The organism is Bacillus sp. OK048 (assembly GCF_900103525.1).
Classification (GTDB): domain Bacteria; phylum Bacillota; class Bacilli; order Bacillales; family Cytobacillaceae; genus Neobacillus.
The window spans coordinates 19,225-38,097 of record NZ_FNHN01000017.1; the positions used below are offsets into that span (position 1 = coordinate 19,225).

An 18,873-nucleotide genomic window follows, 5' to 3' on the forward strand; every position below is an offset into this window, starting at 1 on the left:
CTAAAAAAATATTTATTAATGGTTTGAGTGGACTTTTTAGAAGAACCCAGCCCTCTTTTTGATGAAGGTTGGGTTCTTTATAGAAGTTATAATAAATGACTAGTACTCAACTTTCGCACCGTTGCGATTCTATAGGAAACCGCTGGACCTACCTACCGGCTCACATCGATCCCGTCGGCCACCCTCTGTTTGACTCCGTCGATACCGTCAACGACGTTTTCGACCAATCTGAGTTCCTTTCCGGCATCGATCCTAATGCCGTTGGCGGCCTGTCGAATGACGTTCCGCTCGATCCTGACGCCTGTGGGGATTCCTTTGCCACGTCCGTCAGCACCGCGGTCCTCACTAAGCCGGATGGCCCAGAACCCGTCAGTCCCTCCAGTGATATGGTTACCGTGCAACTCCGTTCCCGGCGCATTGCGGACCTCAATGCCGGCCTTCGAATTCTCCCCGGCGGTGATCCTATTTTCCTCGATGCGGGTGTCAGGAGTTCCCAAGATGACGAGAATTCCCTGACGATTTCCAATCAGGTTGTTGGAGTGCACCCAGTTTCCAGGTCCAGAAGCGTCGTGCTTGTTCTTGGAACCGCCGGAATTGCCCAGCGCGATGCCCGCTTGCTGCCCGCCAATGACTGTGTTGTTCCGGATCTCGTTCAGGTATTCACCCTCGCCGTGCAGGTCGATGGCGTCGAGGAGACTGCCGGAGATGGTGTTCTCCGCCACGAGATTGTTGTGCGTTGGGAACTGCAGCAGAATGGCGTGCCGGAGATGCCTGCCATCGAAGGTATTGCCAATGGCAACGTTGTGCCGGGAATCGTTGGCAGCATCCGGTTCGTGTTGGTCTGCTATGCCCTCGATAGCAATGCCATAGCCCTGTCCGCCGGGACCAACGGCAGTTGCCTCACTGACATAGTTTCCAGAGAGAGTCACTTCACGGCTGGCCTTGACGGAGATTCCGTGGCGCTCGAACCTGCGGATCCCTAGGTTCTCCACAAGAACCCGAGAGCTGGCCTTCCCTTTGTGGGCACCGAGGTAAATCCCGTACATCGGGCCCCCACCCGCATCGCTGTCATTAGGGTCGTCGCCGAGTGAACCCTCATGACGGGAGGTAATGGTGAAGTCAGCGACGATAACGTCGTGGACGCCGGAACCGCGGATTACCCGGCTGTCATCCTCGCCGTCGAGGGAGGTTAGCAGCACAGTTCTCTCCTGGCCCTCGCCGCGCAGGTCCACGCCGCTTCGCAGCACGATGTTCGCCGACTCGTCGGTCGGGTCAGTGGAGCGCAAGTCATACGTGCCAGCTGGCAGCATGACCTCATCACCCGGTTTGGCCGCATCCAGGGCCTTCCTGATGGCTGCTGCGTCGTCTTGTGAGTCCGGATTCGGATCTGCCCCGAAGTCCGTGACGTCCAGGGTCCTGCCAGTTGCCGGACTCGGCGTCGGCACCTTGAACGGCGCGCCGGACCGGTCTACCAAGCCGGGGACCTGCCAGTCGCTGGACGCGGACGGGGCTGGTTCCACAGCCTTATCGCTCCCGACAAGCCCTTCGGATTCCGCAACGTTACATGCGGTCAAGAGGACCATCAGGCTAATGGCCATACACCACAAATGCGCCGGACCTCGTCTACTATTTCGAACAGATTCCTTCATAAATACTTCTCACGTCCTTCCTTAACTCTTTTCGTCTTTTGTCGATTATAAAGGTGTTGAGAAAAGCAATGAACCCGCGGGCCTCGGCTTGATTCACCGAGCACGCGGGCTCACTGTCTTCGGAATGCCTGACGATTCCTCCCCAGTTGCCGACGTTATCCCATGGTCAAAGGCCTATCGATTACTTTTGAAGTTCAACGGGATATCCTTTACTAATGGGGTGTCTGCTGAGGAACCCCCGACATGCACGCGGTATTTTCCCTTAGCGGTAGCCCACTCGCCGTTAGCCCAGTTCGCCAGGTTATCCGGATCTTTCGGAATGAAATAGGAGAACGGGTGATTAGAGTCAGCCAGGTTAATCCGCAGATTCACTCGCTTGCTCTCACCTGGCTTAAGATCAACCTTCTCGAAGTTGACAAGCCGCTTGGCAGGCTGTCCCGCCTTGTCCGGCAGGGTCAAATAGACCTGTGCCGCTTCTTTGCCGGCAACTTTACCGGTGTTTGTGATGGTAAAGGATACATCAATACCAGACAAGTCTTTTTTTCCTTTACCCTTCGGCGTTCCTGGGCCCCCTACTTCACCGCGGACACTCTTCACCTTGAGGCCGTCATACTTAAAGGTCGTGTACGACAGGCCGTAACCAAATGGGAAGACAGGCTTCACTTTGTTGGCCTCGTACCAGCGGTAGCCCATCTTAAGTCCCTCTGTGTACTGGGCAATTAACTGGTCTGAACCGTTACCGTACGGACCAGGGCCTCCTGGCTTGCCTGTGTCTTGACGGGTTCCAGGGAACTGTTTCTCGGTCGCGAAGGCGGCCTCACGCTCAGTAGCACCGAACGTCATAGGCAGCTTGCCGGACGGATTGACCTTACCGTAGAGCAGATTGGCGACGGCATTGCCATCCTCCATACCCGGATACCATGCTTCGAGGACTGCAGGGACCTTATCCAGCCACGGCATGAGCACCGTACCGGAAGTTTTCAAGACCACAACTGTATTCTTTGCATTGGCTTTCAGAACCGCGTCGATCATTGGCTCCTGCTTCACCCAGTCCACTTTATCCGGGTTCTTGTTGAGGTCGATAGGCGGGAAGCCGAGTGTCTCGCGGTCTTTGGTCTCATGCGGGTTGTCGCCGATCATGAGAAGCACGACGTCAGACTCAGTGGCAAGCTTAGCAGCAGCCTGCGGGTCACGGCCATCATTGTACGTCACTTTGGTTCCATAGCCCCGCTCCTTGATGACATTCTCTAAACCCTGTTTTGGTGTGACCGTATAAGGGGTCACGACGTTCTCGTTGTCGTCCCGAACGGAGCGCGGGGACAGCTTGGCTATACCGGCGAACCACTCGACGCCAATCAGCGCGATTGACTTCGGCTTGCCGGCCAGTGGCAGGAAGCCTCCAGCGTTTTTCAATAGCACGGAACCTTCCTCGGCCATCTTCCGAGCGCTAGCTCCGTTGACCACCGGATCGGCGATCGTAGGCAGGAACTTGTTGAAAGGCTTATCCATGTGGCCGTACTCAATCATCTTGATATAGCGCGGACGAAGTAGATTGTCAATGTCATTCTCGGTCACTTGACCCGAGTCGATGGCCTTCTGGATCGTTTCTTTAGTGTAGTACTGCGGTGCCCAGTCGAGCTCGACATCTGTACCCGCCTTGATGGCAGCGACCGTGTTGTGAATCGCGCGACGGTCACTCATCACGTAACCGTCGAAGCCCCAGTTTTTCCTTAGTGCAGCTTGTAGCAGTTCAGGGCTGTCACAGGCAAAGGTGCCATTGACATCTGGGAACGAGCACATCACAGAGGCTGGGTCAGCATTCTTAGCGGTCATCTCAAATGGCAGCATGTACAGCTCATTCATGGCCCTTGAGGGAACCTGGACACCCATCGTCCAGCGCTCGGTTTCTTGCTCATTGCCAGCTAGATGCTTGAGTTGGGCCTGGACCCCTTGTTTTTGGATGGCCTTGACCTGCTCGGTCGCTAGGATACCTGTCAGGTACGGGTCCTCACTGAAGTACTCATAGTTCCGGCCACCGTACGGGTGGCGCACGAGGTTCATGCCAGGTCCGAGCATCACATGATGCGCGAAGGCACGCGTCTCCTCGCCGAGGATTCGACCGACCTCATAGTTCAGCCCGCGGTTGAAGGTCGCGGCCATAGCTGGGGTTGACGGCAGGCCCGTCGCCACCGGGTCATTGCCACACGATCCACCCTTCACACCCGTACCGCCGTTGGTCATGCGGACTGTGGGGATACCCAGTTCCTCGATTCCACGGATCTGCCGGCCTGTATCCTGCCACTCACACCCGGGCAGGGTACCCTGAGGCGGGAATATGCCGCTTTGGTACTTGTTACTACCGCCCCTTTTGATGACAACCGTCTCACCTTTGTCGTTCTCATTGAAGCGCGAGATGGCGATTTGCTGGATCTTCTGTTCCAGCGTCATCGCATCGAGAAGCAACTTGGTGCGCTCCACAGCAGGGAGCTTGGTGTTCATCCAGGGCTTGGTCCCTACCGGTCCACCTTCCTGCGCATTAGTAGGCATTACTAACGTAGACATGAAGAGTATTGCTGTCAATAGAATTGAAATCATTCTTTTCATCTTAAAATCTCCCTTACATCTAGTTGTCTATTCGAATTGAAATTAATACATTTCATAATATCTCCCTTACATCAAGTTGTTTATTCGTATTAAAATAATTCATTTTTTAAACTCTCCTTTACTATCTAGTAAATCTTATTAGATATACTATTACGCTAGGAAGCCACGGGGAAGGTTCGAAACCACTGAAAAAGTAGCACATTTTGAAAGTATCAATAATACAGATTAACAAAAAAGAACAAACAACTAATATATAGTAGATTGTTTGCTCCTTTTCGTATTTAAATGGACTTTTTCAGTGGCTTTGGACGGTTCTAGTGGCACTCTTTTTGCAGGTGCAAAAAGAGCCGAACCATCCCCATGGTTTTGAGTTTTACAATCCGTAATTGAAGTGGCTCTGCCTTGTCTCTTCTATTTCATTGTGGGAAATAGGGGGACCCCTTATATAAAAAGGTGCCTGCACTCGATACGTTAAAGATTTAACGTATCGAGTGCAGGCACCGAGGAAAAAATGGGTTCAGGAGTTTGATAGATGTTCTACAATTTAAGCTAACGATAACAGTTTTATATAGTCTTTCGTACTGTTTTCTACATCTTCTCCTCTAATCAGAAATTCGCCGCCGCGAGGAAGGTTCTTTGGAAAGGAAGATAGGACTTCTTTCCATGAACCCTTATCATCCTCTGTTAATGTTCCTGTCGGATTGGAGGAATCATCCACTTGCTTGCAATGCACATATACAACATCATTCATAAATGTTTTTACTGCTTCAAATACATTTGCCCCTACCCATGACCAGTTACCGATATCAAACGTCATTTTCATCGGAATCCCTACTTGCGCACAATCATCGAGAAATTGACGTAATATTTGCATGTTACCGCCAAAAGCAGTTGGGTCATTTTCTACTGTCAACTGAATGGAAAGATGCATGTAGCCTGCTTCTTCTATGCACAGTTTTAACTGGTCAATATTATTTATTTTTGGTTCATATGCCCCGAGTGGTACTTTGACATAAGCCGCCCCTACTTGCTTTGCTTCTTCTAACACACGAGAGAATTCACTTTTGTTTAAATTTCCATCAGATGTCCATAGTGGAAATGGCGCGGAATAAACAAACGAGAGATCATATTTATCCCTCACACCAATCAACTCGTCAAACTGAATATCATCATAATTAAACAGTTCACGTCGGATTTCAAACCCCGATGCGCCACATTTTCCTGCGGCGGAGGCTAAATAAGCTTGCCCATATTCTTCGGCCAAATCACGATTATAGGTTGTTGCTACAATAAATACAGGTGATTTCATATCTTTTTCCTCCATTTTAAGCAATAGGTACGGTTCTCCTGGCTTTTTGGGGTTAGTGGAGCCACAAGAACCAACCGCCACTGTAGACCCCTTGGATCAATAAAAGTTCTTCACCATTTTGTCCATAACCCAGTTGGATCGTGCACCTGTCAATCCGGTACTAGGACACTGGCTGCCCTCTCCAGTTAAGTCGGCTACAATGGTTTCTATAAGCGGTTGATGGACGTGTTCTGCTGGTTCGAAGCTAAATTCCTCGGATCCACTTGCTGTCGTCAATATAATCGGATCGTTTCCAAAAACGGAAAAGGTTATTTTTCCTTTATTGCCGACGATTTCATTCGCATCGACATTTTCAAAAGCAGAAAAACACCAATTCCCTACGCCATGGACGCCAGATTCAAATAGATATGTACCAGAGACGATATCTTCTGCACGATAATCACCCGCTTGATTTGAAGCAAAACCTTGAACGTCCTTAATTGGACCTAGCAAAAAGTCTAGCATGTCGATCGTATGACTGGCTAAATCAAAAAACAGTCCCCCGCCGGCCAGGTCTGGTTGCACACGCCACGGGATATTTTTTTCATCTACTAAAACTGGTTGATACTGGGTTGTTGATACGAAACGAACGTCACCGATCGCTTGATTTTCCAATAACTCTTTTATTTTTAAAAATCGAGGCTGCGCCCTGCGGTAGTAGGAAACATACAGAGGAACTCCAGCTGCTTCGCAAGCAGCGATCATCTCCTGACATTCTGCGTAATTTCGCGCCATCGGCTTTTCTACATAAACCGGTTTACCCGCTTTCGCTGCCTTGATCGTATATTCTTTATGTGATGCTGGTGGTGTAGCAATATAGATCGCATCGATATCTGGATCATGAATAAGTGCCTCAGCGTCATCATACCATTTCGGAACATTGTGCCGTTTTGCATAGTCTTGTGCAAGTTCTCCTGTTCTCCGCATCACAGCGACCAACTCGGAGTTCTCTACTTTCTGGAATGCAGGTCCACTTTTCACTTCTGTGACGTCCCCGCAGCCGATGATTCCCCAACGAACCTTGTTAAATTTCAATGCAGCATTCCTCCTATTATTCTACTTTTTAAATCTCAATTGGTGGTATATCAGATTTCCAATTCCCGTCTGCTTATCTACCTAACCAACCGCCGTCAACAGCCAGTAGGTGTCCGTGTACAAAATTTGATGCATCTGATGCTAAATATACAACCGTTCCTTTAAAGTCTTCCGGGGTTCCCCAGCGACCCGCGGGGATTCGATCAAGAATTTGTTTGCTGCGTGTGTTATCGTTAATTAAGGCTTCGTTCATTTCGGTAGCAATATACCCCGGTACAATCGCATTGACGTTAACATTATGCTGTGCCCATTCATTAGAAAGTGCCTTTGTTAGCTGTGCTACTCCACCTTTAGCTGACGCATATGCTGGGATCGTGATACCGCCTTGGAATGAATTTAGGGAGGCTAGATTAATAATTTTCCCACTTTTCTTAGGTACCATATATTTTCCAGCCTGCTGGGATAACATCCAAACAGCTTTCAAATTCACCTTCAGCACATCATCCCAATCTTCTTCAGAAAAATCGACTGCTGGTGAACGGCGTTGAATTCCTCCATTATTGACTAAGATATCTATTTTTCCAAAGCGTTTAATTACCTGTGGAACTGCATTTTTAACTTGCTCTATATCCGTTAAATCACATTGGATAATTTCACACTTTCTTCCTAATGCCTCGATTTCTTCCTTGACAAACATTTGGGTTGAATCACGCTGTAATAAAGCAATATCAGCTCCTGCTTCAGCTAAACTCACTGCTAAAGAATGTCCGATTCCTCTCGTTGCACCCGTTATAGCTGCTACTTTGCCCTCTAATGAAAACAAATGTTGCATCTTAGGTCCCCCTCTCTATTGTTTTATTAATACTTTTAATGATTCATCTGGTTTCTGCATTAGTAAAAACCCCTTTTCGATCTCGTCTATATCCAATTCGTGTGAAATAATGGAGGGCAAGTCGATTTTTCCAGAAGCCATTATTTCAATTGCTGCACTGAAATCATCGCTGCTGTAACAGCGAGTGGTTGTCAAAGATATTTCACGAAAATGCATTTTTGCAAGGTCAATCATTGGTTTATTTTTAAATACACTTACAACAACAATTTGCCCTTGTGTTTTGATAAGATCGATCATTTGATCAACCGTAGACTGATTGCCAGCTACTTCAAAGACTACATCTATTAATCTTCCATTTGCTTGATATAAAATTTCATCCACAACATTTGTATTCGAGGCATTAATAGCTTTGAAACCTAGTGATTCAGCCTTTGCTAAACGAAATGGACTAATGTCAGAAACAAAAATATCTTTTGCTCCATTTAGTTTTGCGATTAATCCGATTAATAACCCGATTGGACCTGCGCCTAGGATCGCTACATTGTCTCCGGCTTTCAAAGTAGACCGTTTAACGGTATGAACAGCAACTGCAACGGGTTCAGCCAGGGCGGCAGCTGCTAAGGAAAGTTCTGCTGGTACCTTATGTAATCGATCGATAGGGACGCGGACATATTCCGCAAATCCCCCATCCATATCGATTCCAATAAGTTTTAAACTTTCACAAACATGACCATTTCCTGATTGACATGGTTCACATTCTCCACAACCGATGGTAGGTTCTACTACCACACGGTCACCTGATTGAAAAACATGAGCACCATTTATTTCCTCGATTACTCCACTAAATTCATGTCCCATCGTTAATGGGGCTTTTGCTCTTGGATGTTTTCCGAAATAAATCATCATATCTGTACCGCAAATTCCGGCGTGTGATACTTTAACCAATGCTTCCCCTTCGACAATCGAAGGCTTTTCTATATTGGCCAAGGCAACCCTATTTGGCGATATATATTGTCCAGCTTTCATGAATTCCTACTCCCATCAAATCTTATTTAAGTTCTTCAATTTTTTTCAAAATGTCCTTTGCCCATGGATATTTTGCTTTACGCTCTGTAAAGAAAGGTCCCATTGCATCAACCATATCTTGTCTAAAATCTTTACTTGGTTCAGTTACCTTTACTCCATGCTCTTTTAATGTTTTTATATCTTTTTCAAGACTTTCACCATACAATTTCCATTGATATTCGGTTGATTCTTGAGCAGCCTTATCAATTGCGCTTCTTTGTTTATCCGTTAATTTATTCTCATATAAGTCTGCATTCATGACATACATACTAGGACTGAATACATGATTAGAAAGAAGAATGTGATCTTGTACTTCATAGAAGCCGTTTGCTACTACAGTAGAGACTGGGTTATCTTGACCATCCGCAACATGCTGTTCTAATGCAGTAAAAATTTCAGAGAATGGCAGTGAAATAACTTCTGCATTTAATGCCTTACCGATACTAATATATTCTGGCAGGTCTGGCATCCGGAGACGGAAAGTTTCAAAGTCTTTCATACTTTCAATTGATTTATTACTACTGAATGAACGGAATCCGTTAGCAGCCCATCCTAATACTTTAACACCTGTCTTCTCTTGTAATTCCGCAGCAATCTCCTTACCAACTTCACCTGTGTAAGCCTTTTTCGCATGCTCTAAATCTTCGAATAGGAACGGCCAGTCACCGACTTTTATTTTCTCGGGATTACCTGATACAGTGGTACCAGCGATTGCCATTTCAATCGTTCCGTTTCTAACTCCGTCAAATGCAGCTAATTCTGCACCTAACTGGTTACTTTCATAGATTTTTATTTCCAGACTTCCATCCGATTCTTTTTCAGCAATTGTTTTAAATTTTTCCCTTAATGCTACATTATGCGGATGATCGGTTCCAAAGTTATTCGCAATTTTAATAACGACCTTTTTTTCGTCTGAGCTAGAAACAGATGATTTTGAATTACACCCGGCAATGAGTAAGCTTATAATCATTAGCAATGTGAATATTCCGAATTTTTTCTTCATATTAAATCCTCCTAGTTTGAGTTTGAAGCCCATTCAATTCCTTTTCATTGACACATGTAGGTAAAGGTTTATTTTCTAAACCTGCTAGTATATTATCTACAGTTAAATTTGCCATCTTCGTTCTTGTTTCTATTGTAGCGCTTCCAATATGAGGAGTAATCAAGACATTATCAAGACTCATAATCGGATGATCCATATTGATTGGTTCTGGATCTGTAACATCTAATGATGCATAAGCAATTTGTTCTTCCTTGAGTGCCTCATAAAGAGCATTCGTATTGACAACAGGACCTCGGGATGCATTGATAAAATAAGCAGAGGATTTCATCTTTGTAAATTCCTCTTTACCAAACAGCCCTCTTGTATGGGATGTTAATGGGACTAAAACGACGATAAAATCAGATTTTTCTAGAAGCTGTTCAAATGATACGTATGTCGCATTTAACTTATCGTTTTCATTATTTTCCCTTCTATTATGATAAATGACATTCATTCCACTGGCTTGCGCACGTTTGGCTACACCCCTTCCGATATTTCCCATACCGACAATACCCAGAGTTTTTTCAAATAAGTCAACCCCCATTGGGACATCAAATGGGCTCTTCCATTTACCTGATTTAACGAATTGACTCCCTTCAGGAATTCTGCGGGCTGCAGACAATAGTAAACCAAAAGTCAGGTCCGCCGTAGCATTATTTAATACCTCTGGTGTATTACCAAAAGGAATCGAACGTTTCGTGCATGCTTCCATATCAACGTTGTCATATCCTACTGAAGATTGGGCAATGACACGTAGATGTGGTGCTTGTAATAGCAATTGATCATTTACTTGAATATCCCCTCTACTAATAAAACCTTCTACATCTTTAAGCCATTGAGTTAACATGTCTTGGGGAATTCTTTCAGGTCGGTCCCATACCTTTAGCTTTGCTTTTTGTTCTAACCTTGCAAGTACTAGTTCCGGCAATTTTCCGATGACAACAACATTAGGTTTTTCCATTCTCAGTCTCCTCTTTTTATAATCTACTAATGACTAATTACAACAACCACTCTAGTGGAACTAGAATAATAGCTGGGAACAAAATTAACAAAATGACGATTAGAACATAGACTAATAGAAATGGCCAAACACCCTTAACGAATTTCTCAATACTGATTTTCCCTACACCAGCGGCTACATTCATGACGGTTCCTACTGGTGGGGTTAATAAACCAATTGTGGCCGTTAGGACAAAGATAATCCCAAAGTAGACTTCATTAATGCCTGCCATTTTAACGACTGGCATAAAGATTGGTACTAAAATTAAGATCGCAGGTGTAATATCCATTGCAGTTCCAACAACTAATAAAATCAACATAATAACGATCAATAATAAAGTTTGATTATGTGAAAAAGGCCCTAAGAAATCACTAATCAGAGTAGGAATATTTGAAACAGTAATCAACCAAGCAGAAACCATTGCTGTCGCTATTAAAAACATAACCGTACTTGTTGTCTTAGCTGTAGATATAAAGACCTTATAAAGATCAGGCCAATTGATTTCGCGATAAATGACAACACTTACCACTAGTGCATAAACGGCTGCCACTACCCCTGCTTCAGTTGGTGTGAAAATGCCACCACGTAATCCAACAATAATGATGACGGGGAGCAATAACGCCCAAAATGAGCTTCCAAGTGCTTTAACTATTTCCAATGCCGACTTTTTTGGAATTGCTGTCATTTTACTTTTCCGAACGACAAGTGTCCAAACAATCACTAAACCAATTCCCATCATGATCCCTGGAACTATACCGGCCATAAATAAACTTGTAATGGATACGCCACTTGTAACCCCAAAGATAATTAAAGGAATACTTGGCGGTAATATTGGTGCAATAATACCAGCTGAGGCGATTAAACCAGTGGAACTTTCACGATTATATCCAGCTTGAACCATCATTGGAATCAGAATCGCTCCAAGTGCTGCTGTGTCTGCAACAGCTGAACCAGAAAGACCAGCAAAAAGTATACCTGCAAAAATAGCAACATAGCCTAATCCGCCACGGACATGTCCGAAAATGGCCATGGCAAATCCAACAATTCTTTTTGACATTCCACCAGCATTCATAATCTCTCCAGCAAGAATAAAAAATGGAATCGCCATAAGGGGGAAATTATCTGCGCCACTGATTAAGTTTTTGGCAATAATTTGTGTATCGAAATTACCAAGGTAAAGCATGAGTGCTACTGAAGTGGCTAAGAGAGAAAAGGCAACAGGCATTCCGATTAAAATGAGACCGAATAATACAACAATAAATATCACTAATGTCATCTTTTATTCCTCTCTCCCGTCAATAGACTCATCCATTAAATCCATTTCATTTGCGCTCAATATATACTGGTCGATATCATCTTTTTTAATAAAAACCTTGAAAAGGTTAATGAAAATGATGATTGCCATCCCGATACTCACTACAATCCCCATACCGTCCATAAACGCAAGAGGTATTTCCGTTGCTGGGGCTGGACTATCCAAACTTAGTTGAGTAATTTTTATACTGCCGTCTAAGATGTTATACAATAAAATTAAAATAATGAGATTCGTGATGATGTATAACGTCTTTTTTACTTTTTTTGAAAACCTTTTAACAAGCATATCTACACCCATATGCTCGTTCTTAATGAACGCACCAATGGCACCAAAGAAAATCAGCCATACAAAGAAGAAGCGGGATAATTCATTTGCCCATGTAATACTTGAGGAAAAAATATACCGGGAAACAACGTTTGAGAATATTAATATACACATTCCAACTAAACAAGCAACCATAAAGCCATTTAGTAATCTATTTAACAATGATCCTATTTTCTCCATAATTTTCACCCTTTCTTTTTTTATTTGATAGGTTATCACTCAAGATTTAATTTCCCTCAGGTAAGCATTCATTACTGTAACCTTCGTATCATTGAAATGTTCTTCCATTAATGAATTCAGCTGATTCTCATTCTTTTCTACTAAAGCATCAATAATCGCCCTATGTTTTCTCAATAAATTTTCTATTTCCCCTTTATCCTCTAAAAAGCGTTTCTCTGTAGCAACAAACAAAAGGCAAAGGACAATGTTTCGAATATTCTTCCATAAATGTAAAATTCTCTTGTGACTTACGCTTAAGATAAACATTTCATGAAAAAGCAAATCATGATAGGCGAATTCCGAATAATCATTATGCTTCATATTCAATTCCATTAAATCAATCAATCGATAAAATTCATTTGCCTTTTCTTCATCAAAATCTTCTAAAAGAATTTGCATACAAAATTTTTCTAGTAAAAACCTCACATCATATAATTCTTTAATATCTTTTTCTTCTAAACCAAGGACTACTGCTCCCATACGTTTCAAATGGATGAGCCCCTCTGTTTCTAGAATTTTAAAAGCTTCTCTAACAGGTGATCTGCTAGTGTCAAATTTATTAGAGATTTGACTCTCTGTTAATACAGTATCTCTAGGAATTGTCCCGTTGATAATTTGCAGCCTTAATTCATTAGAAATTAATTCTCCTAAAGAATCACTCTGCAGCCACTTTTGTGGAAAATCCAATGTACTCATCCCCTTTTGGTGTTTTATATCATGTAAGCGCTGTTATTACCTTAATCAATATACTAGTCGACAAGTGGACAACAGTCAATAATTATTTGTATAATCTGTAAATTTTAATAATTTGGGTTAACCCTTAGTTCTACTCCGGTTATTTCCAAAATAATCCAGTTATCACCAAATCCCCCTACAAGATAATGTGCCATCGAAAAAGGTACCTAATCCCCGTAAAATATTTAATGCATCCGGGGTTAGGTACCTAGTTATTGTGTGTATATGGGGATAGTGTATTTCGAATTTGATTCGAGCCTGCCACCATCCTCTGTTTGAAAAAGAAAAGATAGACTCCAAATTTCCACAGGCAATAATAGTGTAAGTTCCTTAATCTTTTCTTCCATGGTTTAGAAAAGCCTTTCTATATAACGTTTATTATCGCTTATTAGAAAAACTAGCACTTTACTATATTGTTTACACAAGGAGAGCTCTGCCAAACATACGAATAAAAGATTATTAGCGCCAAAAGGCAAACAGTGCTTGTAACTGTTTGCTTAATATTCTTGTTTCATTACACTTGAAAATAAATATTTATTATCATACAATCCAATTAGCTAAATTAGCTATTTTAGCTAACACAGGAGGTGTCATTAATGATTATCAGCTCAACTGAGTTACAAAATAATTTTGGAAAGTATTTAATGCTTGCGGTACAAGAGGATATTCTCATTACTCGAAATGGTTTAGAAATTGCTAAATTAACATCGATTAAAGAATCGGCATCAGGGTATACAAACGTAACAGATGAGATCCATGAAAAAGCACCAGAATACAGCCTTCTTGGAAAAAAAGCATCTTATGATGAGTTTCTTCAATTACAACAGGCATCCGATGAAAGGTACGAGTATATTGACGGAGAAATCTATTTGCTCGCCTCGCCAAAAACTGTTCATCAAATCGTTATAACTGAGTTATTTGGCATTTTTTATAATTTTTTTCAAGATACAAATTGTACCCCAATTGTCGCTCCTTACGATATTGAGCTTAGAGGAACATCGGAAAATATTAATATTGTTCAACCCGATATTATGATTATTTGTGATCTAGAAGAAAAATTAAATGAAGATGACTATTATAAAGGTGTCCCGTCACTTGTCGTAGAAGTACTTTCGAAAAGTACACGAAGAAAAGATCTTATTAAGAAACTCGATCTGTACATGTCTTGTGGGGTGCGCGAGTACTGGATCGTTAATCCAGACAATAAGGAAGTAACTGTCTATCTTTTTGAAGATAATAATATTAGCAATAGTACAACATATAAAAATAGCGACGCAGCACAATCCTTCATCTTTACGGGATTAAGTGCTGAAATCAGGAGAATTTTCAGAGTGAAAACTTAATCGGTTTTCATGCTAGGAACTTAAAAACTAGACTGTGGTGTTAAAGGTAAATGTTGATTTCACCCAATTTGAAAAATAAGCGGAGAAATTCCGTTTATTTCGGGATATTCCCATATTTCCCTTAAAATAAGCGGAGTTTTTCCGGTTATACGTTCCAAATCGATGGCTTTTGTCTTATTGTGAACAGTTAGTCGGAATATCTCCGCTTATATCTGCTCCTTAAGCCTCCACTATCGACATTAGCCGGAAATTCTCCGCTTAAAAAATTTTTCTACACGAAAATCAACAATGAATATTAACAGAGACACCCATGCAAATAAATTTTCACCATGTGGTATGAAAATAAGCGGTATTGTCTATAATATTTATCCATTTTTATAACACTGCTTATTTTTAGGGTAGCCAAAAACTAAAATGAATTAGCATTTTTCACGCCAACGATTACAAGAATGTCACGCTTGCGAATAGTTCCTGCACTGTTCGCAAGGTTCACAGTAACAGATAAAGTGTAACTGGCATTGCTTATGGGCAGAATAAGCATAATCTCTTTTGTAAACCTTCTAGAACTTCTACTGGCATTTCCTTGACCTTGATATCTTCACCTAGGAAAAGCAGCCAATTGGTTATTTCAGTCAATTCTTCGGGATTCTTGACATTGATAAAAGTCTTTAGAATGGCTGTGGCTTGGTAAGGATTCGTATAGGAAATGGAAACTTTTAAAGGGTGGTATTTTTTAAACTGTGCAATCGCTTTAGGACCAAGTTCAAGGAAAAGGTTGATAACTTCATCCTGCTTACTTAGTTTTTCTAAAATCTTTTTCTTACTCGAATTTTTTGGGGTAGGGTATGGTTCGACATCGGTTAGATTGTCGACATGAAAAATCTGCTTCTTTTCTTCCTTTAAGTCAAAGCCTTCAATCAGCCACAGGCTTTTTTCACGATAAAGGTGCAGAAGATAGATGGGATAAGACTCTACTACCTTTTCTTCTTTAATGGTAATCAATAAATACCGATCCAATAGAAGGATTTGGATGAGTTTTTCTAATATCGGATGTGGGAGGTCTGTCAGATCAAGCAGGTCAGGATTATTCGGGTTGGTCCCTTCAAATAGCAAGATTTGATTTAAAAGAACTAGGGTCTCTTGCTGGTTTTCTGAAATGAGGCCTAGTAATTTTTCAGCTAGTGACTGACGACTCTTTAGATAGGGGAGTTGTTGATTTCTTGTGGCCATAAAGGCAATAAAAAGAGCTTTGACTTCATTATCGGTAAAGCGAACATCGGGCAGGACAGAGTTGTGCATGACAAAATACCCCCCATCCCGTCCAACTTCAGCAACAAGCGGCATCCCCATAGCTTCAATTTCTCTGATATCTCTAATAGCTGTCGAACGAGAGATAGTAAATTCTTGCATGATTTCAGAAATGGTAAAGTGGGAACGGTTGTTGATATACCGCATGATGATGTTAATTCGTTCAACTTTTTTCATTGGAATCTCCTAAACAGTATCATTTTTTGACATGATTTAAAGCTATTATAAACTCATCAAGTGAAAAGACAAATCATTTGATTCATTTTTAAAAAAGGAAGGTTTTGAATATGACAAATTATACCCTAGAAGAAAAAGATAGCTTTACCGTTTTAGGTTTTGGAACTGAACTTAAGAGCGATTACACAGACTACGTTGGCATAACCAAGGAAAAGTCAGACTTTTGGTCGGCCGTTAAACAAGATGGAACGCTTGACACTTTAAAATCAGTAGCCACAAATGACTACATTTTTGCCGTGAACGAAGCAGTAAATAACAAGATGATGCATTATGCCGGTGTCATGACAGAGAAATCGTTACCAGAAGCAACCAGAGTGATTCAATTTCCTAAAGGGGAATACCTCGTTGTGAAAGGGGAAGCGGGAAGTTCTGAAGAGTTGAGCAATATGCTAACTGGCATAGCCTTTGGCCAAGCCTTGGCAGAGGCAACGGATGTTGCCTATGTTGGCGGCCCAAATGCATCCGTTGAGATGGGGCAGAGAGATGGCTTAGTTTTTGGTGAAATGTGGATTCCGGTTGTTAGGAAATAAAGAGACAAAGGGTGGATGGAAATGTCCTATATCGTTGATTTTAAAAATGTTTCGACGGTTGGTTTAGAGTCTTCGCCAGCAGCAGATGCACTTGCTGGTTTACGCGCGAATGAAGCTCGTTACTTTATGAACAAATATAAGCATGAATTTACGGTTGTACCAGCTAGCGAAAGCCAGGAGACCCTAGATTATGTGAATCGGATTTTGAAGGAAGAACGGGATATTGAGTTTGCGGCCAAGCCATTAGAAACATCGCGTTTTCAAGTGGAAAATATAAAAATAGCCTACGTCTTTTATGAGGATGGTCTTTCGGTCAACGTCATGTATACGGTTGATGACCCTAAGCCGAAGCGAGCTGTTGGTTTTAAGCTTTCAGAGGGGATGGAGGTACCAAAGGAGTTAGAAGGGAAGTTTAAGTTTGCTAGGCAGAAGTCTAAGCTGGCTGGAACCATTCGGGGCTCGTATTTTGTCATTAAAGGAGAATATTAAAGGAAGCAAAATCAGTTTGCAGGCATTCGAATAGCAAAACAGCACTTCTCCATCAAAATAGTGGAAGTGCTGTTAATTTTCTCATTTACCTTTGGTAAGGTTCACCACATTTTTACACTCTATGTTAAGTGGTTGGTGCTGAAGCAGCAGCTGCATGGTCAGCCTTCACACAATCAATTGCAACAACGAGAGCAATAATAATGGTTTCCATTTCTTCGTCCAATATTTGGACCTTGTAGCTATCTCCCCAAGTGAACCATTCCTTGCTCACTTGACCTACGACTTTACCATTCTGTACTACCTGAAAATCCATGTCCCACCAATTACCATGTACTTCAATGCCTGCACCATCAATGGTATAGCGAGCTTTAAAGAAGGAAAATTCCTTCTTAATCGTTAATACCTCACGACCATGTACCTCAACAAAAAACTTCGGTAAAAAGCTGAACACCTTTTTCGTAATAAGTGCTACTTCATTTCTTGTTGTATCCATAATGGAGAATGTCTTGGGAATCTGCATAAAACTGCCCTCTACGTAATATACGTCCTTCTCCTGCTGATTCTTCACTGTAAATTTGCCACTAAGACTGAATACCTTCTGCTTTATATATAGTTGCTTCATATTATAGCTCCCTCCTATGTAGCATATTACTAAAAAGAGTATTTTAATATTATTATACCTTTATTAATGAATGCAAAAAAAGATAGAATCTCCCATAGAAGTTACCGCCTTATGGATCAAAATATTAGTAAAAACGTTCCTGCTGTTATGACGATACCGCCAATAATCGTATGCTTGGCCGCTTTTTCTTTTAAAATTGTAAAACTCAATAGCATCGTGAGAACAACGCTAAATTTGTCAATTGGAGCGACGACGGAAACCTTCCCCATCGCCAGTGCTGCAAAATAGCATAGCCAAGATAAACCAGTAGCCACTCCAGATAAAACTAAAAAGAGGTATCCTTTTTTCGAAATGCTTTTCAATTTCTTATGGGTTCCTTGGGAAAATACAATGGCCCAAGCAAATAAAAGGATCACGATGGTTCGTAGGAAAGTAGCCACATTGGAATCAACATTTTCCATTCCGACTTTTGCTAATATCGATGTTAAGGCCGCAAATACTGCCGCTAAAATAGCATAAACAATATATCGTTGCGATCCTGAAAATCGTTTCTTTTCTTCATTTTTTCCAATCAATATAAACGTTCCTATCGCTATAATTGCTCCTCCAGCCATGACCAAGGGGTCTGCTGGCTCTCCTAAGACCAGGATGGAGAAAATAATGGTTAACACGACACTTGATTTATCAATCGGTACCACTTTGGAAACATCACCAATGGCGAGCGCTTTAAAGAAAAATAACCATGAAAAACCCGTTGAAACTCCAGATAATAGAATAAACCATAAAGCGCTAGTAGAAATTTGAGGTATCGTGACAAGCTGGCCAGTTATGATGACAATGATAAAAGCCATGATTACTACCACAATCGTCCGAATGGCTGTCGCTAAGTTGGAATTGACATTTTCAATACCGACTTTTGCTAAAATCGCTGTGAATGAAGCAAATAAAGCTGCCAATAATGCTAAAATAATACTCATCATGCACCCGCCTTTTTCTTTATATAAAAATATTAATGGTCATGCACACCTTATCATTATAAGGCTTTTTGCCCAGAACCACCCAAATTCATAGATTCAATAAATCCAAATTATTAGGAGGTTTATTCGCTCTGGGAGTAATAACTCGGTGTTCCGCGTCCAATCAAAAAACGGCGAACAGTGCCTGTCACTGTTCACC

At 42.1% G+C, this 18,873-nt stretch carries 17 protein-coding genes; 3 read left to right on the forward strand and 14 right to left on the reverse strand.

Translation table 11 applies throughout. The annotated features are described in order from the left end of the window. Nucleotides 1-152 precede the first annotated feature (152 nt). The 11 genes from BLR86_RS22635 to BLR86_RS22685 all read right to left on the reverse strand — a co-directional run bounded on the left by BLR86_RS22635 (nt 153) and on the right by BLR86_RS22685 (nt 13,120). The gene (locus tag BLR86_RS22635; protein ID WP_217642427.1) at nt 153-1,598 is read right to left on the reverse strand and encodes a right-handed parallel beta-helix repeat-containing protein; all 1,446 of its coding nucleotides are present in this window, start codon (nt 1,596-1,598) and stop codon (nt 153-155) included. A 225-nt stretch (nt 1,599-1,823) separates the two neighbouring features. After that, nucleotides 1,824-4,253 carry a beta-glucosidase gene (locus BLR86_RS22640; RefSeq protein ID WP_090767170.1) on the reverse strand — a complete coding sequence of 810 codons (2,430 nt, stop codon included), beginning with the start codon at nt 4,251-4,253 and terminating at the stop codon, nt 1,824-1,826. 544 nt (nt 4,254-4,797) lie between these two features. Beyond that, complete coding sequence (locus BLR86_RS22645; protein ID WP_175493019.1) at nt 4,798-5,562, reverse strand: sugar phosphate isomerase/epimerase family protein; 765 nt, start codon at nt 5,560-5,562, stop codon at nt 4,798-4,800. A 96-nt stretch (nt 5,563-5,658) separates the two neighbouring features. Then, nucleotides 5,659-6,636 (reverse strand): Gfo/Idh/MocA family protein, encoded by a 978-nt coding sequence (locus BLR86_RS22650; RefSeq protein WP_090767177.1) that lies wholly within the window; start codon nt 6,634-6,636, stop codon nt 5,659-5,661. Nucleotides 6,637-6,709: 73 nt separating this feature from the next. Further along, on the reverse strand, nt 6,710-7,468 hold the full coding sequence (locus BLR86_RS22655) for an SDR family oxidoreductase (RefSeq protein ID WP_090767180.1): 759 nt from the start codon (nt 7,466-7,468) through the stop codon (nt 6,710-6,712). Between the two features lie 15 nt (nt 7,469-7,483). Beyond that, nucleotides 7,484-8,494 carry a zinc-dependent alcohol dehydrogenase gene (locus tag BLR86_RS22660; protein ID WP_090767183.1) on the reverse strand — a complete coding sequence of 337 codons (1,011 nt, stop codon included), beginning with the start codon at nt 8,492-8,494 and terminating at the stop codon, nt 7,484-7,486. A gap of 22 nt (nt 8,495-8,516) precedes the next feature. Then, nucleotides 8,517-9,536 (reverse strand): TRAP transporter substrate-binding protein, encoded by a 1,020-nt coding sequence (locus tag BLR86_RS22665; RefSeq protein WP_090767187.1) that lies wholly within the window; start codon nt 9,534-9,536, stop codon nt 8,517-8,519. A gap of 1 nt (nt 9,537) precedes the next feature. Further along, nucleotides 9,538-10,536, reverse strand: a complete 999-nt coding sequence (locus BLR86_RS22670) for a 2-hydroxyacid dehydrogenase (protein WP_090767190.1) — start codon at nt 10,534-10,536, stop codon at nt 9,538-9,540. A 37-nt stretch (nt 10,537-10,573) separates the two neighbouring features. Next, nucleotides 10,574-11,851, reverse strand: a complete 1,278-nt coding sequence (locus BLR86_RS22675; protein WP_090767193.1) for a TRAP transporter large permease — start codon at nt 11,849-11,851, stop codon at nt 10,574-10,576. Nucleotides 11,852-11,854: 3 nt separating this feature from the next. Next, entirely contained in the window at nt 11,855-12,394 is a 540-nt protein-coding gene (locus BLR86_RS22680; protein ID WP_090767196.1) for a TRAP transporter small permease, read from the reverse strand. Between the two features lie 39 nt (nt 12,395-12,433). Beyond that, the gene (locus BLR86_RS22685; RefSeq protein WP_175493020.1) at nt 12,434-13,120 is read right to left on the reverse strand and encodes a GntR family transcriptional regulator; all 687 of its coding nucleotides are present in this window, start codon (nt 13,118-13,120) and stop codon (nt 12,434-12,436) included. Between the two features lie 644 nt (nt 13,121-13,764). On the opposite strand from BLR86_RS22685, the gene BLR86_RS22690 reads away from it, so the two are divergent. Next, nucleotides 13,765-14,511, forward strand: a complete 747-nt coding sequence (locus BLR86_RS22690; RefSeq protein WP_090767199.1) for a type II toxin-antitoxin system Phd/YefM family antitoxin — start codon at nt 13,765-13,767, stop codon at nt 14,509-14,511. A 522-nt stretch (nt 14,512-15,033) separates the two neighbouring features. On the opposite strand, the gene BLR86_RS22695 is transcribed toward BLR86_RS22690, so the two are convergent. Beyond that, nucleotides 15,034-15,996 carry a helix-turn-helix transcriptional regulator gene (locus BLR86_RS22695; RefSeq protein WP_090767202.1) on the reverse strand — a complete coding sequence of 321 codons (963 nt, stop codon included), beginning with the start codon at nt 15,994-15,996 and terminating at the stop codon, nt 15,034-15,036. Nucleotides 15,997-16,106: 110 nt separating this feature from the next. On the opposite strand from BLR86_RS22695, the gene BLR86_RS22700 reads away from it, so the two are divergent. Then, on the forward strand, nt 16,107-16,586 hold the full coding sequence (locus BLR86_RS22700; RefSeq protein ID WP_090767205.1) for a GyrI-like domain-containing protein: 480 nt from the start codon (nt 16,107-16,109) through the stop codon (nt 16,584-16,586). Between the two features lie 21 nt (nt 16,587-16,607). Further along, a complete protein-coding gene (locus tag BLR86_RS22705) occupies nt 16,608-17,075 on the forward strand; it encodes a phage tail protein (RefSeq protein ID WP_090767208.1) in 468 nt (155 codons plus the stop codon). Nucleotides 17,076-17,199: 124 nt separating this feature from the next. Here BLR86_RS22705 and BLR86_RS22710 read toward each other — a convergent pair whose 3' ends face one another. Beyond that, nucleotides 17,200-17,697 carry an LURP-one-related/scramblase family protein gene (locus BLR86_RS22710; RefSeq protein WP_090767211.1) on the reverse strand — a complete coding sequence of 166 codons (498 nt, stop codon included), beginning with the start codon at nt 17,695-17,697 and terminating at the stop codon, nt 17,200-17,202. A 116-nt stretch (nt 17,698-17,813) separates the two neighbouring features. After that, nucleotides 17,814-18,677, reverse strand: a complete 864-nt coding sequence (locus BLR86_RS22715) for an EamA family transporter (RefSeq protein WP_254782432.1) — start codon at nt 18,675-18,677, stop codon at nt 17,814-17,816. Nucleotides 18,678-18,873: the final 196 nt, after the last annotated feature.